The sequence below is a fragment of the Allobosea sp. BE125 genome (assembly GCF_031456075.1).
Classification (GTDB): domain Bacteria; phylum Pseudomonadota; class Alphaproteobacteria; order Rhizobiales; family Beijerinckiaceae; genus Allobosea.
In genome coordinates this window covers 58,497-73,246 of sequence record NZ_JAVDTY010000004.1, presented here as the reverse complement: position 1 = coordinate 73,246, position 14,750 = coordinate 58,497, and the positions used below count along the sequence as shown (strand labels likewise).

The following is a 14,750-nucleotide window of genomic DNA, read 5'->3' as shown; positions in this document are numbered from 1 at the left end:
CGCATCAAGGCGACCGTATCGGCAGACGGCACCCTATCGCTTCGCCTTGAAGAACTCCCGCAGCAACCCCGCAGCCTCGCTTTCGCTCAGGCCGCCATAAACCTCCGGCGCGTGGTGGCAGGTCGGGTTGGCATAGAGCCTGACCCCGTTCTCGACCGCACCGCCCTTGGGATCGCCTGCGCCGAAATAGAGCCGGCGGATGCGGGAAAAGGAGATCGCGGCGGCGCACATCGGGCAGGGTTCGAGCGTGACGTAGAGATCGCAGCCGATCAATCGCTCGCTGCCGATCTCCTGGCAAGCCAGGCGCAGCGCCAGCATCTCCGCATGGGCGGTCGGGTCCTTCAGTTCCAGCGTGCGGTTTCCCGCGTGCGCCAGCACGGCGCCCTCGCGCAGGACCACCGCCCCGACCGGAACCTCGCCGCGCGAGGCAGCCGCGCGCGCCTCCTTCAGGGCAAGCGCCATGCCGTCCACGCCATTTGCCTTCGCCTGCACCATCAAAAACCCTGCTTTACCGCTCGCGAGCGGCAAGGCGCTCTGCTACAAGCGCCGGCTATCAGTCAGCGTTCCGTCCGGCTCGATTGTGCCGGTTGGGGACGCGCGCGACATCAAATATTTGAGCATCGGCCTTTCGCGAAAGTGCATTCCACTTCTGCGGACCATGCTTCGGAGCGATCATGAGCGACGACAACAACCAGAAAAGCCGTGGCCCGCGCAAGGGCGGCGGCGCCGGCGGCCGCGGTGGCGGCCAAGGCGGCGGCAAGGATGGCGGCTCTCGCGGCGGCGGTTTCGGACGCGATGGCGCCGGTCGCGGGCCAGCGCGCTCCGGCGCACCAAGTGGCGAGCGCAAGCCGTTCCACAGCCGCTCCGAGGGTGGCGAACGCCCGGGCCGAGGCACGTCCGAAGGCGGCGAACGCCCCCAGCGTCGTTTCGACAAGCCGGCCGGCCAGCGCGATGGTGCTCCGCGCCCGCCGCGCGCCGGTGGCGAGCGTCCGTTCCGGGCCAGGCCCGAAGGCGAGCGCGCGCCTTATCGCGAGCGCAGCAGCGAAGACCGTCCAAGCCGCGGTGCCGGCAGCGGGGCCGAGCGCCCCTTCCGCGCCAGGCCTGACGGCGAGCGCAGCGCGAGCCGGCCACCCCGCGAAGGCGGCGAGAGGCCGTTCCGCGCCAGAGCCGAGGGTGAGCGTAGCTCCAGCCGTCCGCCCCGCGATGGCGCCGCGCCGCGTGGCAAGAGCTTTGGTAGCAAGAATTTGGGCGGCAAGAGCTCCGGCCAGCGTGACGATACGCGTTTCGAACGGCCGCGCCGTGAAGACGCTGCAGCCGAGCCCAAGCTCCTCGCTTCGCTTGCCGCGCAGGAACCCGAGCGCATCGCCAAGGTGATGGCGCGGGCCGGCGTCGCCTCGCGTCGCGACAGCGAGGCGATGATTGGGGAAGGCCGCGTCAGCGTGAACGGCAAGGTGCTGGAAAGCCCGGCGCTCGATATCGGCCCCAATGACGTCGTTCTGGTCGATGGCGAGCCCTTGCCGGCGCGCGAGCGCACACGGATGTGGCTCTATCACAAGCCGCGCGGGCTGGTGACGACGAACCATGATCCGGAGGGGCGGCCGACCGTGTTCGACTCGCTGCCGGAAGAGCTTCCGCGCGTGCTCTCGATCGGCCGGCTCGACATCAATACCGAAGGCCTGCTGCTGCTGACCAATGACGGCGGTCTCGCACGCATGCTGGAGTTGCCCGAGACGGGCTGGCTCAGGCGCTACCGCGTGCGCGCCTTCGGTTCCGTGACGCAGGACAAGCTCGACACGCTGCGCGACGGCGTCACCATCGAGGGCATTGCCTACGGTCCGATCGTCGCCCGCTTCGAGCGCCAGCAGGGCTCGAACACCTGGCTCGTGGTCGATCTGCGCGAGGGCAAGAACCGCGAGGTCAAGACGGTGCTCGAGCATCTCGGCCTCGACGTGAACCGTTTGATCCGGGTCTCGTTCGGCCCGTTCCAGCTCGGCGACCTGCCCGAGGGCGAGGTCGACGAGATCCGTTCGCGCGTGCTCAGGGACCAGCTCGGCACAGAGCTGATCGCGAAAGCCGGCGTCGATCTGGAGGCGCCGCGTCGCGACGAGATGCCGGCGGCGCCCCCGCGCGCGCCCAGCGGCGACGACCGGCCGCGTCGGCGTGAGGCCGGCGACCGCGACGGCAAGCCCGAGCGGGAGCGCTGGCAGAGCGACGCCGTGCGCACGCCCTCCAAGGACGACCGCAGCGAGAAGCCGTGGAAACGCACCGTCTGGCGCGATGCCGAGGCGGAGCCGCAGCGCGAGCGCAAGGCACCGCCGCGCCGTGGCGCGGACCCCAAGATCGAACGCCAGACGCGCGAGGCCACCGGCGAGGTGGTCCGCCGCCGTGACAAAGCGATCGAGGATCCCAATGGCCGGCGCGTGCTGGTCGAGCGCGTCAGCGCTTCGGCCAGCGCGGTGCGCCCTGCCCGCGAGGAGCGCCCGGCCCGCGAGGGCGTGAACCCCAAGCGCCGGCCCGACCGCCTGCCACGTAGCGAGCGCGGCGCAGCCGCGGGACGTCCGCCTCGCACACAGGAGCGCGCCAGCAGCGGCGAACGCCCCGCCCGCCGCCCGCGCGAGGAGACCGGCGGCCGCGACCGCGCCTCCGAGCGTCCCTGGCAGGATGCGGTGCCACGCCAGGATGCTGCGCCGCGCAGCGAGCGTCCCGAACGCGCGCCGCGAGACAGCAGCGAACGCCCCGCGCGCCGATTCACCGAGCGCAGCGGCGATGACAGGCCGCGCGGCCGCAGCTTCGGTGACAAGCCGGGCGGCGCGCCCAAGAGCTATGCCGCGCGCTCGAGCGAGCGGCCGGCTGGTCGCAGCGCAGGCGGCGAGCGCAGCGGCGGCAAGGCCTTCGGAGCTAAGCCGTTCGGGGGCAAACCTTCCGGAGCCAAACCCTCCGGCGGTCGCCCCTTCGGCGGCAAGCCCGGCGGCGGTCGTCCGGGTGGCGGCGGCAAGGGTCCGCGCCCGGGCGGCGCCGGGCGCGGCAAGCGTGACTGAAGCAATGGCGACTAAGGATTGAGGCGATGAGGATCGTCGGCGGACGCTTCGGCGGGCGGCCGCTCGCCGGCCCCAAACCGGGGATCGGGACCATTCGCCCGACCTCCGACCGTTTGCGGGAATCGCTCTTCAACGTGCTCGCCCACGCCTATGACGACGTGGTCGAGGGTGCGCGCGTCCTCGATCTCTTCGCCGGTACGGGCGCGATGGCGTTCGAGGCGCTCTCGCGCGGAGCGGAGTTCGCATTGCTGGTCGATGACGGCACCGAGGCGCGCGGCCTGATCCGCGAGAACCAGATGAATCTCGGCCTCGCCGGCCATAGCCGCGTTTTCCGCCGCGATGCCACCAAGCTCGGCCCGGCGAGTCCGATGACGCCGTTCGGGCTGGTGTTCTGCGATCCGCCCTATCGCAAGGGCCTGGGCGAAAAGGCGCTCGTCTCGGCCCAGCTGGGCGGCTGGCTGACGCAGGACGCGCTCATCGTGCTGGAAGAGGCAGCGGGCGTGGAGATCGCCGTGCCGGAGGGCTTCACCGTGGTCGAGCGCCGTGATTATGGCGAGACGCAGGTGGTTCTGCTGCGGCTGGCATAGGATATCAGCCCGCAGGGTCGATCTTGTGCCAGAAGCTGGAGCACTTCATCCTGTGGGCGCAACTTGACCTCCCCCAGGTCAGTGCTCGGGACAAGCGAGCTTGAGGCCGTCTCGGATTGCGAGATCTGCATGCTGCGACTTCATTATTACCCCGGCTTTATCAGCCTCGCCGCCCATATTGTCCTTGAAGAAATCGGCACGGAATACGAACTTTCATTCGTCAATCTGCATAAAGGCCCGAGCAACAACCCATCCTATCGCGCCCTTCACCCAGATGGTCTCGTGCCTGTTCTGGAAAGCGACGGCCTGGTTCTTTACGAGAGCACGGCCATCATCCTTCACTTGCTTGAGTTGAAGGGAGGAGCAACGCTCATACCTGCACAAGGTAGTGTGCTCAGGCCGCAATTTTACAAATGGCTTATGTGGCTTGCAACCGCACTGCACGCGAATTTGTCGCTCTACCTGCATCCCAACAAGGTCGCCGTCTCCACCGAAGCGCAAGCCGAGATCAAACAGGCCGCAGAGCAGCGCGTGAATAGCCAGTTCGACCGCCTGGAAGACGAGCTGGTGCGTCATGGCGGCCCGTGGTTCCTGGGTGATACATACTCGGCTGTCGACGCCTATGTGTTCACCCTCGCGTGCTGGTCCCGCGGTATGCCCCGGCCCGCCGCCAGCCGATCGCATTTGGGCGCGTATTTACGCCGCGTGATCGAGCGGCCAGCCGTTCAGCGTGCCCATGCACAAGAACACATACCGCAGCCATGGCTATGAGACCGAGGCACGCGGCGCAGAAGCGTCGTAGCGTTCTCATGAGACCGCGACCTGATCCTCACCGCCGCCCGAACAGCCTCTCGATATCGGTGAGCTTCAACTCGACATAGGTCGGCCGGCCGTGGTTGCACTGGCCTGAATTGGGCGTGACCTCCATCTCGCGCAGCAGCGCGTCCATCTCCTCGGGGCGCATGCGGCGGCCGGCGCGCACCGAGTTGTGGCAGGCCATCGTCGCCAGCACATGGTCGAGCCGGCGCTCCAGCGAACCCGGAATCGAGGAGATTTGGCCGTGCTCGGCCAGCGCATCGGCGACATCGCGCACGAGCTTCTGGAGATTGCCGCCGGCGAGTTGGCTCGGCGCTTCACGCACCAGCACCGCGCCGGGCCCAAAAGCCTCGATGCCGAGCCCCAGCGTCGCCAGTTCGTCGGTCGCCGCATTCAGGCGATCGGCATCGACGGGGTCGAGTTCGACGACCTCCGGCAGCAAAAGCGCCTGCCGGGCGATGCCCGACCTGGCGCGCTCGGCCTTCAACCGCTCATAGACCAGCCGCTCATGGGCGGCATGCTGGTCGACGATGACGACGCCCTCGCGGGTCTGGGCAACGATATAGGTCTCGTGCAATTGCGCGCGGGCCGCTCCGAGCGGCCGGTCGAGCGCATCGGGAGCGGGCTCGGCAACATGGGCGCGTGCATCGGCAGAGGGCGCAGCGAAGCCCTCGAAGCCCGCCTGGGCCGCCTCGCCGAAGCCGGCGGCAGGCCTGGGCCAGGCCGGCGTCTCGGGAAAATGCGGACGCGGGACGGAAGCACTGCCATTGCCCGCGAACACTGCGCGAAAGGCCTCCAGCGTCCGAGCCCCGCCGGTCGTGGTGGCGCGATGGCCGGCCTCGGCCAGAGCCGCCTTCAGCCCGGAGACGACAAGGCCGCGCACCAAGGCGGGATCGCGGAAACGCACCTCGCTCTTGGCCGGGTGGACGTTGACGTCGACGAGGCGCGGCTCGCAGGCGACATCGAGAAACAACACCGGATGCCGATCGGAGGGCACGACATCGGCATAGGCGCCGCGCACGGCCGAGAGCAGCAGCTTGTCACGCACCGGCCGGCCGTTCACCGCCAGATGCACCCCGGCCGAGGTGCCGCGATGGAAGGTCGGCAGGCCCGCAAAGCCCGTGACGCGGAAGCCCTCGCGCGCCACGTCGAGCGGCAGCGCGTTCTCGGGGAAATCGCGCCCGAGCCCGCGCGCCAGCCGGCGCAGCATGCCATCCCTGCCATGCGCCTCCGCCGGCCAGTCGAAGCCGGAGACGTGATCGCCATCGAGCGCGAAGCGGATCGTGGGATGGGTGATGGCGAGCCGACGCAGCATCTCCGAGACGGCCTGCGCCTCGGCACGATCGCTCTTCAGGAATTTGAGCCGCGCCGGAGTGAAGGCGAAAAGATCGCTGACCTCGATGCGCGTTCCTGCCACTGCCACGACCGGGCGCACCACGCCCTTCTCACCAGCCTCGACGACAAGCCCGTGGCCATGGGCGGAATCATGCCGGCGGGTCGCGATCGAGAGCCGCGCGACCGAACCGATCGAGGGCAGCGCCTCGCCGCGAAAACCCAGTGACTTGATCGCAAAAAGGTCGCCATCGGGCAGTTTCGAGGTGGCGTGGCGCTCGACCGACAGCGCCAGATCCTCGGGCGACATGCCGGAGCCGTCATCGACGACGCGGATCAATTCGCGACCACCGGCTGCGATCGTGACCGAAACCGCGCGCGCGCCGGCGTCGATCGCGTTCTCGACCAGCTCCTTCACGGCAGCCGCCGGCCGCTCGATCACCTCGCCGGCGGCGATACGGTCGACGAGAACGGGATCAAGGCGGCGAACGGTCATAGCGCTCCATCGGTCATTCCGGGGCGGCTCGCAGAGCCGAACCCGGAACCTACGACCGGGCGAGCCGGCCGCAAACTGTTCCCGATCAACTCGTCATGGACTCCGGGTTATTCGCGGAGTTTATCCTTAGGCCGACCAAAGGTCGGACCCGAGGGCGAAGCCCCGGAATGACGGCTGCGACTCAGCTGCGCCCCTCGGCAAGATAGCGCTTGGCGAGGAGTTTCGCTTCCTCGACCGCCGGCTGGTCGAACGGGTCCACACCCATGGCATAGCCGGTCAGCACCGTCTCGAGCATGAAGTGCATCAGCACCTCGCCATGGATGGTCTCGTCGATCTCATCGATATGGAAGCGGCGCACCGAGCAGCCGTTCCGGGCGAAAGTGTCGATCATCGCGACGCCCTGGGCGGCCACGAGATCGCCGATCGTCTTGCCGGCGAAATCGTCCTGGCCGATCTTGCCGGCCAGTTCGGCATCGATCCTGGGACCCTTGCCCTTGGCGCCGACCGTCAGCACCGTGAAGAACTTGTCCTTCGGGCCGGCAAGATAGAGCTGCTGCTGCGAATGCTGATCGACCGGGCCGAGCGCACCGACAGGCTGCGTGCCCTGCCCGTCCTTGCCCAGGCTCTCGGCCCAGAGCTGCATCCACCAACGCGTCAGCAGCGCGAATTTGTCGGCATAGGGCATGAGAACGGCGATGTTCTTGCCTGAGCGCATCGCGGCAAGATGCAGCGCCGCACCAACCGCAGCCGGCGTTTCGCGCACGCTCTTGCCGGCCAGGACCGGCGCCACGGCCTTGGCGGCGCCGGCACGCAGAGCCTCGATGTCGAGACCGAGCGCAGCGGCCGGCAACAGACCGCAATTGGTCAGCACCGAATAGCGCCCGCCGACCCCGGTATGGTGCTCGAGGAAGGGCACGCCGAAGGGCTCCAGCAGTGCGCGCAGCGGATGCAGCTTGCCGGGGATCGCCGGCTCGGACAGGCCCTGGAAACGCTCGCCGATCTCGGCATCGCTAAAGCCTGCGGCACGCAGGGCGCTGATCACCGTGATGCTCTGCAGCAGGGTCTCGCCAGTACCGCCCGATTTCGAGACGGCGACGAATTTCGTCGTCTTGAACGGCAGCTTGGCGAGCAGCTGCGAATAGGTGTCGGGGTCGAGATTGTCGATGAAGTGGACGCGCGGCTCGGCCGCGAAGCGCGACAGGCCGGAGATGCCGTAATCGGCAAGCTGCGCCAGCGTCTGGCCGCCGAGGCTGGAGCCGCCGGTGCCGAGCACGAGGATGTCGGTCGCGCCCGCCTTGAGGCGCTTGGCCGCGGCATGGACCGGCGGCAGATCGGCCGTGTCGGCGGGCAGGCCGAGCAGCGGCAGCGAATGATCCCGCGCCTGGCCCTGCAGCCGCGCTAATGCGGGAGCAAGATCGGCCAGCGCCTGCTCGAAAGCGGCATCGGGAATGCCGCCCTTGCCGACACCGGATTCGAGCGCAAGATCGAAGCTTTGCTGCAGCATGGTGATGAGGTCCGTCGCTGTGCCTAAGGGAAAGGACGAGAGGGTTCAGACGAGGCCGACCGGCCGGCCAACCGCCTGCACCAGCAAGCGCGGATCGCCGAACAGACGCTTGGCCACGCGGCCGATATCGGCGAGCGTGACTTCGGCGAAGAGCCGGTTGCGCTCGCTCAGGAACTCTGGCTCGAAGCCGTTGACCGCGAGGCTGAGCAGTTCGGCGGCGATCTTGGGCGAGGTGTCGAAGCGCAGCGGATAGGAGCCGATGATGTAGCGCTTGGCCTCCTCGACCTCATGCTCGCTTGGCCCCTCATTTGCGAGCTTGGCCATCTCCTCGCGGATGACGGCAAGCGATTCCGCCGCGCGGTCGTTGCGCGTCGCGGTGCCGCCGACGAGCATGGCGCTCTCGCGCAGGGGCAGCAGGCTGGAGGAGACGCCATAGGCGAGGCCGCGCTTCTCGCGCACTTCGAGGAAGAGGCGGGAGGTGAAGGCCGAGCCGCCGAGGATATGGTTCAGCACGCTGCCCGCGATGAAATCGGGATCATTGCGCATCAATCCCGGCCCGACGAAGCGCAGCACGGTCTGAGGCACGTCGAGATCGATGACATGGGTCTGGCCCAGCCCCTGGATCGGCAGCGGCGTGCCCGGCAGAGCGCGCGGCCTGCCTTCCGGCAAGGCGCCGAAGACCTGGTCGAGGCGTTGCGCCAGTTCGTCGGCGGTGATGTCACCGACCACGACGATCTTGAGGCCACCCCGGCTGAGCAGATCGCGGGTGAGCGTCTTCAGCCCTGCCGCCTGCAATTTCGAGACGCTGTCGATATCGCCCTTCTCGGGCCGGCCATAGGGGTGGCCGGGATAGGCCGCCGCATAAAGCGCATTGCGGCAGAGCGTCTCAGGGTTTTGCGCCTGGCGCTGCAGTCCGGCGACGATCTGCGACTTCACCCGCGTGACCGCGTCGACATCGAAACGCGGCGCGTTGAGCGCCAGCGCCAGCAGCTCGAAAGCGGTATCGCGATGGCGCGACAGGGTCTGGAGCTGGCCATGGAAATCGTCGCGGCGCGCGTCGAAGCCGAGGCTGATCGCATGATCCGCCATCTTGCCCTGGAAGGCCTCGGCATCGAGATCGCCAGCGCCTTCATCGAGCAAACCGGAGATCATATAAGCGCTGCCGGCCGCGTTCACGGGGTCACGGGTCGCGCCGCCGTCGAAGGCGAAGTCGATCGCGATCAGGGGCAGGCTATGCTCTTCGACCAGCCAGGCCTCGACGCCGGCAGTGGAGCGGACTTTCTGCACTGCGACGGAGGGGCCGGCGATCGCGGAATGGGCAACGGGAATGGGCGCGTTCATGTCGCTTCCTGAAAACGGGACGTGACGCCCCGCCCGGTTGAAAGGAGGGCAGGCGGTCAGGCGACCGGCAGCAAAAGGCCAGTGACCGAACGGTCGGGCCGGAGATAACGGCGCGCTGCCTCGACGACAGCCTCGCGCGGAACCGCCTCGATGCGCTCCGGCCAGGTCAGCACATCCTCGACGGTCTCACCGACGGCAAGCGAGGCCCCGAAGATGCGGGCGAGCGAAGACTGGCTGTCGCGGGCGAAGATCGTCTCGGCAACGAGGCGTGTGCGGGCGCGCGTGAGTTCGACCTCGCTGGGCCCCTCCGCCAGGAAGGTCGCGAGCGCGGCATCGAGGCCGGCTTCGAGCACGGCCATCTCCACGCCAGGGCGCGGGCTGGTCGAGACCTGGAAAGCCGAACGATCGACCATTGAGCCCATGAAATAGGCGCTGGCGCCGGCGGCGAGCTCCTGCTCGACGCAGAGGCTGCGATAAAGTCGCGATGTGGTGCCGCCGCCAAGGATTTCTGCAGCGATCTCCAGCGCGAACACCTCGGTCCGATCGCCGCTGAGATAGGTCGGCGTCAGCCAGCCCCGGCGCAGCGAAGGCTGGTGCACGCGCGGATCGCTCAGCGTGACGCGCCGCGCCGCACGCGGATCGGGCTCGGCTGGACGCTTGCGGGAAGGGGTCTCGCCGCGCGCTGCAATCTGGCCATAGGTCGCCTCGGCGAGCTCACGTACCTCGTCGCCCTCGACATCGCCGGCAACGACCAGGATCGCGTTCTCGGGCGTGTAGAAGCGCTGGTAATAGGCGAAGGCGTCGTCGCGGTTCAGCTCCTCGATCTCGTGCTCCCAGCCGATGATCGGCGTGCCATAGGGGTGATGCACGAACAGCGCCGCGGAGAACTCCTCGCTGAGCTGAGCCGCCGGGTCGGAATCGACGCGCATACGGCGCTCTTCGAGCACGACGTCGCGCTCGGGCCCGACGACGCTCTCGTCGAAGGCGAGCCCGGTCATCCGGTCGGCCTCGTAATCCATCATGGCGCGCAAATGCTGCTTCGGCACGCGCTGGAAATAGGCGGTGTAGTCGTAGGAGGTGAAGGCGTTCTCCTGCCCGCCGAAGCCGGCGACGATCTTGGAGAATTCGCCGGCCGGCCAGCGGGCCGTGCCTTTGAACATCAGATGTTCGAGAAAATGGGCGATGCCGGACTTGCCCGCCGGGTCATCGGCCGAGCCGTTGCGGTACCAGACCATATGGGTGACGACCGGGGCGCGATGGTCGGGCACCACCACGACCTCCAGGCCGTTGTCGAGTCGAAACGACTCGACAGGCGCGCTCATGCGGGTCGGCGGGATATGGATCGTCATCGCGGGACCCTTGATTGGCGGCGGGTTATCAAACCCATATAGGCCGCCATCCCCGAGAGAACCAGACGCGACGCCCGTCTCAGTTGATCGCGGGCAGGGTCGGCATGGGCGTACCCTGAACGAATTCCTTCTGCCCCGAGGCTTGCGTGTCCTCGCGCGGGCCATTCCGACCGGGTCCAACCGGCGCCGTCCCGGCCGGGCGACGATAGCCGACCGGCGGCTCGTAGAGATATTTCCGCTCCGGCTCGCTGCCATAAGTCAGGCTCGCCAGATCCTCGGCATTCTTGTTCGCGGCGATGTCGCGGCCGGTCCGGATCGGGGCGATGTTTTCCTCATAGGTCTTCGACTGCTGCGGCTGGAACGGCCGGCTGTCGCGGCCTGCGACACGGCCCTTCTGCAGCTCTTCCTGGCTCAGCAGCGGGCGCTGATTGTCCTTGTACTTCTCGCGTTCGGTCGCGGGCACCAGCGCGCGCGCATCCTCGGCGCGACGCTTAGCGATGTCGGGATCGTTCGGCCAGGCGGCATTGCGCGTGCTCGCCGGCTCCTGCGGCCGCGGCAGGGTCGAACCGGGAGGCACCACGAGCGGCGGCCGCTGCCGGTATTCGATGTCGTTATTGCCCTTGCCGCCAATGACGCCCTCCATCAGATTCTTGAAGAGCATGCCTTCCTGCGCGAAGGCGGGCGAGGCCGCAAGCAGCAGCCCACCGGCCAGGAGCCAATGCGTCACGCGGATGCGATGAGCCATCTCAAACCTCCCTCGGGATTTTTTCATCCCCACTTCAACCCCAGGCACGCGGCAAAACGATGGCGAAGCGCACATCATGCCGGCTTATCCGGGCTGGAACGGAAGGACTCATATAGCAGAGCGGCCACGCCGACAACGATCGCCGCATCGGCGATGTTGAAGATGTACCAGCTGAAGCTGCCGTGATGCAGGTGAACGAAGTCGACGACGGCGCCATAGACCGCACGGTCGAGGCCGTTGCCCAGCGCTCCGCCAACGATCAGCGCCAGGCTGACGACGGTCAATCGCCGCGTCTCGCGCCACATCCAGCGCCCGAGCCAGATCGCGGCAACGAACGAGATCACGACCAGGAACCAGCGGCCGAGGTCGCCATCCTGCTGGAACAGGCCATAGGAGATGCCGCGATTCCAGGCGAGCACGATCTCCATGAAGGGCGCAACCTCGAAGGGACCGTTCTCGGCCAGCCGAACGCCGAAGAGCAGCCAGAGCTTGAGCGCCTGATCAAGCCCGAAGACCAGAGCGACGATGAAGACGCCGAGGCGGCGCGCCGGCATCATCGCGCCCGCTGCCCAAGCTCGCGCAAGGCTTTGGCGTCGCGCGGCGTCACCTCCGGATAGGCCGGATCGGCCAAAGCGGGATCGAAATACTTCCACGAGCGGGCGCATTTGACGCCCGGCGCCCGCGCGGAGACGACCGCGACGCCCGGTACATCGGCCAGGCGGAAAGCGTCCTGCGGACCCTCGCCCGCGCTGATCGCGATGCCCGAGGTGATGCTGATCTCGGCGAGATCGACGCCCGAGAGCGCCGCCTTCAGATCGGGATCGTCGATATAGACCTTGGGCGCGGCCTCCAGCGAGGAGCCGATGCGCTTGCCCGCCCGCTCCAACTCCAGCGCGCCGGTGACGACGCGGCGGACGCGGCGGATCTTGCTCCAGCGCTCGGCGAGCTCCGGATCGAGCCAAGCTTCGGGCGCTTGCGCGAAGAGTTCCAGATGCACCGAGGCGTCCATCGCCTTCTGGTCGGGATAGCGCTCCAGCCAGGCCTCTTCCGTGGTGAAGACCAGGATCGGCGCAAGCCAGGTGGCCAGGCAACGGAAGAGATGATCAACGACCGTCAGTGCGCTCTTGCGGACATGGCTCGACAAGGGATCGCAATAGAGCGCGTCCTTGCGGATGTCGAAATAGAAAGCCGAAAGCTCGGTGTTCATGAACTGCGAGAGCAGGTTCACCACCTTCTTGTAGTCGTAGGTGCGATAGGCCTCCTCGACCTGCGGCCCGAGCTCGGCGAGCCGATGCAGCATCAGCCGCTCCAGCTCCGGCATCGTCTGCGGCTCGTTGACCCGGGTATCCTCGCTGAAATGGGCGAGTGTGCCGAGCATCCAGCGCGTGGTGTTGCGCAGCTTGCGATAGGTCTCGACGAAGGTCTTGAGGATCTCCTTGCCGATGCGCAGGTCGTCGGAATAATCGGCCGCCGCGACCCATAGGCGCAGGATGTCGGCACCCGAATCCTTGATGATGTCCTGCGGGGCGGTGACGTTGCCCTTCGACTTCGACATCTTCTCGCCCTTCTCGTCGAGGCAGAAGCCGTGGGTCAGGACAACGTCGAAGGGCGCTCGGCCGCGCGTGCCGCAGCTTTCCAAGAGGCTCGAATGGAACCAGCCGCGATGCTGGTCGGAGCCTTCGAGATACATCACCCGGTCATTGCCGCCATCGCCGCGCCGGCGGGCGCGCAGATCCGGGCGCTTCTCCAGCGTGAAGGCGTGGGTCGAGCCTGAATCGAACCAGACGTCGAGCACGTCGGTGACGCGTTCATAGGCAGCCGGATCGTAGCCGAAAGGCTTCAGGAAGCGCGCGCCGTCCAGATCGGTAAACCAGGCGTCGGCGCCTTCCAGCTCGAAGGCATCGGCGATCGCGGCGTTGACCTTGGCGTCGACCAGGATGGCGCCCGTCTCCTTCTCGACGAAGACGGTGATCGGCACGCCCCAGGCACGCTGGCGCGAGACCACCCAGTCGGGGCGGTTGGCGATCATGCCGTTGATGCGGTTCTCACCGGCGGCGGGCACCCATTGCGTGTCCTTGATCGCACCGAGCGCGACCTCGCGCAAAGTGCGATTGCCCAGGCTCTCGACCGCCTTGTCCATGGCGATGAACCATTGCGGCGTGTTGCGGAAGATGACCGGCTTCTTAGAGCGCCAGCTATGCGGATACTGGTGCTTCAACCGACCGCGCGCGACGAGATGGCCGCTGGCGGCAAGGGCCTTGATCACGGCTTCGTTGGCGTCGCCCTTCTCGCCCTTGTCGGTGATGACCTGCTTGCCCTCGAAGCCGGGCGCATCCTTGGTGAAGCGGCCATCGGCATCGACGGTGTAGGGGATATGGGTCTCGATGCCGCGCTCGGCCAGCATCCGGCCATTGGCCATCCAGACGTCGAAGTCCTCGCGGCCATGGCCGGGCGCGGTGTGGACGAAGCCGGTACCGGCATCGTCCGTGACATGGTCGCCATCGAGCAGGGGCACGTCGAAATCATAGCCCTGGCCGCGCAGCGGGTGAGCGCAGGTCAGGCCTGCGAGCTCATGGGCAGATACATCCGAAACCAGCTCGAAAGCCTCCGCCTTCGCCGCCTTGAAGACGCCTTCGGCGAGGTTCTTGGCGAGCACATAGGTCGCGCCGACCTTGGCCCAATTGCCTTCGGGCGCTGCGGTGATGCGGTAAAGCCCATAGGCGATCTTGTTGTGGAAGGAGATCGCGCGGTTGCCGGGGATCGTCCAGGGCGTGGTCGTCCAGATCAGGATCGAGGCACCAGCGAGACTGCCGGCAAGCGCGACGACCGGGAACGCCACGAACACCGTGTCGCTGACATGTTCCTCATACTCGACCTCGGCCTCGGCCAGCGCGGTCTTCTCGACCACGGACCACATCACCGGCTTGGAGCCGCGATAGAGCTGGCCGGTCTCGGCGAACTTCATGATCTCGCGGGCGATCTGCGCCTCGGCGGGATAGGCCATGGTCAGATAAGGGTCGGCCCAATCGCCCTCGACGCCCAGGCGCTTGAACTCCTCGCGCTGGATATCGACCCATTTCTCGGCGAAGGCGCGGCATTCCTTGCGGAATTCGACGACCGGCACATCGTCCTTGTTGAGGCCCTTGGCGCGGTACTGCTCCTCGATCTTCCATTCGATCGGCAGGCCGTGGCAGTCCCAGCCCGGCACATAGTTCGAATCGAAGCCGAGCATCTGCTGCGAGCGCGCGACGAGATCCTTCAGCACCTTGTTGAGCACATGGCCGATATGGATGTTGCCATTGGCGTAGGGCGGGCCGTCATGCAGCACGAAGCGGTCGCGGCCCTTCGCGGTGGCGCGCAGCTTCTTGTAGAGGTCGATCCTGGCCCAGCGGGCGAGCAGTTCCGGCTCGCGCTGCGGCAATCCCGCGCGCATCGGGAACTCGGTCTGGGGCAGGAACAGCGTCTGGGAATAGTCGACGGTTTCGGTCTTGTCGGCGGCTTTGTCGGTCATCTCGGGTCCGGCTCGGGCAATGCGGACAAGC

Annotated in this window: 11 protein-coding genes; 3 read left to right on the top strand and 8 right to left on the bottom strand. The window is 67.4% G+C overall.

From position 1 onward, the window contains the following. Window positions 1-33: 33 nt before the first annotated feature. A complete protein-coding gene (locus J2Y55_RS11090; protein ID WP_310152242.1) occupies window positions 34-495 on the bottom strand; it encodes a nucleoside deaminase in 462 nt (153 codons plus the stop codon). Between the two features lie 749 nt (window positions 496-1,244). Here J2Y55_RS11090 and J2Y55_RS11085 point away from each other — a divergent pair. From J2Y55_RS11085 to J2Y55_RS11075, 3 genes are all read left to right on the top strand, one after another. After that, on the top strand, window positions 1,245-3,038 hold the full coding sequence (locus J2Y55_RS11085) for a pseudouridine synthase (protein WP_310153312.1): 1,794 nt from the start codon (window positions 1,245-1,247) through the stop codon (window positions 3,036-3,038). Window positions 3,039-3,064: 26 nt separating this feature from the next. Then, window positions 3,065-3,625 (top strand): 16S rRNA (guanine(966)-N(2))-methyltransferase RsmD, encoded by a 561-nt coding sequence (gene rsmD / locus J2Y55_RS11080; protein ID WP_310152239.1) that lies wholly within the window; start codon window positions 3,065-3,067, stop codon window positions 3,623-3,625. 129 nt (window positions 3,626-3,754) lie between these two features. Then, a complete protein-coding gene (locus J2Y55_RS11075) occupies window positions 3,755-4,396 on the top strand; it encodes a glutathione S-transferase family protein (RefSeq protein ID WP_310152236.1) in 642 nt (213 codons plus the stop codon). Window positions 4,397-4,454: 58 nt separating this feature from the next. Here the strand turns inward: J2Y55_RS11075 and mutL are convergent, their stop codons facing one another. The 7 genes from mutL to ileS all read right to left on the bottom strand — a co-directional run bounded on the left by mutL (window position 4,455) and on the right by ileS (window position 14,719). Next, a complete protein-coding gene (gene mutL, locus J2Y55_RS11070) occupies window positions 4,455-6,269 on the bottom strand; it encodes a DNA mismatch repair endonuclease MutL (RefSeq protein WP_310152233.1) in 1,815 nt (604 codons plus the stop codon). A 181-nt stretch (window positions 6,270-6,450) separates the two neighbouring features. Beyond that, window positions 6,451-7,773 carry a glucose-6-phosphate isomerase gene (locus J2Y55_RS11065; RefSeq protein ID WP_310152229.1) on the bottom strand — a complete coding sequence of 441 codons (1,323 nt, stop codon included), beginning with the start codon at window positions 7,771-7,773 and terminating at the stop codon, window positions 6,451-6,453. Between the two features lie 45 nt (window positions 7,774-7,818). Then, window positions 7,819-9,114, bottom strand: coding sequence for a M16 family metallopeptidase (locus tag J2Y55_RS11060; protein ID WP_310152227.1), 1,296 nt, complete (start codon window positions 9,112-9,114; stop codon window positions 7,819-7,821). A 56-nt stretch (window positions 9,115-9,170) separates the two neighbouring features. Then, window positions 9,171-10,463, bottom strand: coding sequence for a M16 family metallopeptidase (locus J2Y55_RS11055; protein ID WP_310152224.1), 1,293 nt, complete (start codon window positions 10,461-10,463; stop codon window positions 9,171-9,173). Between the two features lie 79 nt (window positions 10,464-10,542). Further along, the gene (locus tag J2Y55_RS11050; RefSeq protein WP_310152221.1) at window positions 10,543-11,208 is read right to left on the bottom strand and encodes a hypothetical protein; all 666 of its coding nucleotides are present in this window, start codon (window positions 11,206-11,208) and stop codon (window positions 10,543-10,545) included. Between the two features lie 74 nt (window positions 11,209-11,282). After that, window positions 11,283-11,762, bottom strand: a complete 480-nt coding sequence (gene lspA / locus J2Y55_RS11045; RefSeq protein ID WP_310152218.1) for a signal peptidase II — start codon at window positions 11,760-11,762, stop codon at window positions 11,283-11,285. Further along, the gene (ileS, locus tag J2Y55_RS11040) at window positions 11,762-14,719 is read right to left on the bottom strand and encodes an isoleucine--tRNA ligase (protein WP_310152215.1); all 2,958 of its coding nucleotides are present in this window, start codon (window positions 14,717-14,719) and stop codon (window positions 11,762-11,764) included. The genes lspA and ileS overlap by 1 nt, the downstream gene beginning before the upstream one ends. Between the last annotated feature and the right edge of the window lie 31 nt (window positions 14,720-14,750).

Excerpts from the sequence above, each read along its gene's own strand:
- mutL (WP_310152233.1), bottom strand. The coding sequence starts at position 6,269 with ATGACCGTTCGCCGCCTTGATCCCGTTCTCGTCGACCGTATCGCCGCC.
- J2Y55_RS11050 (WP_310152221.1), bottom strand. The coding sequence starts at position 11,208 with ATGGCTCATCGCATCCGCGTGACGCATTGGCTCCTGGCCGGTGGGCTG.
- lspA (WP_310152218.1), bottom strand. The coding sequence starts at position 11,762 with ATGCCGGCGCGCCGCCTCGGCGTCTTCATCGTCGCTCTGGTCTTCGGG.
- J2Y55_RS11065 (WP_310152229.1), bottom strand. The coding sequence starts at position 7,773 with ATGCTGCAGCAAAGCTTCGATCTTGCGCTCGAATCCGGTGTCGGCAAG.
- rsmD (WP_310152239.1), top strand. The coding sequence starts at position 3,065 with ATGAGGATCGTCGGCGGACGCTTCGGCGGGCGGCCGCTCGCCGGCCCC.
- J2Y55_RS11060 (WP_310152227.1), bottom strand. The coding sequence starts at position 9,114 with ATGAACGCGCCCATTCCCGTTGCCCATTCCGCGATCGCCGGCCCCTCC.
- J2Y55_RS11055 (WP_310152224.1), bottom strand. The coding sequence starts at position 10,463 with ATGACGATCCATATCCCGCCGACCCGCATGAGCGCGCCTGTCGAGTCG.
- J2Y55_RS11075 (WP_310152236.1), top strand. The coding sequence starts at position 3,755 with ATGCTGCGACTTCATTATTACCCCGGCTTTATCAGCCTCGCCGCCCAT.
- ileS (WP_310152215.1), bottom strand. The coding sequence starts at position 14,719 with ATGACCGACAAAGCCGCCGACAAGACCGAAACCGTCGACTATTCCCAG.
- J2Y55_RS11090 (WP_310152242.1), bottom strand. The coding sequence starts at position 495 with ATGGTGCAGGCGAAGGCAAATGGCGTGGACGGCATGGCGCTTGCCCTG.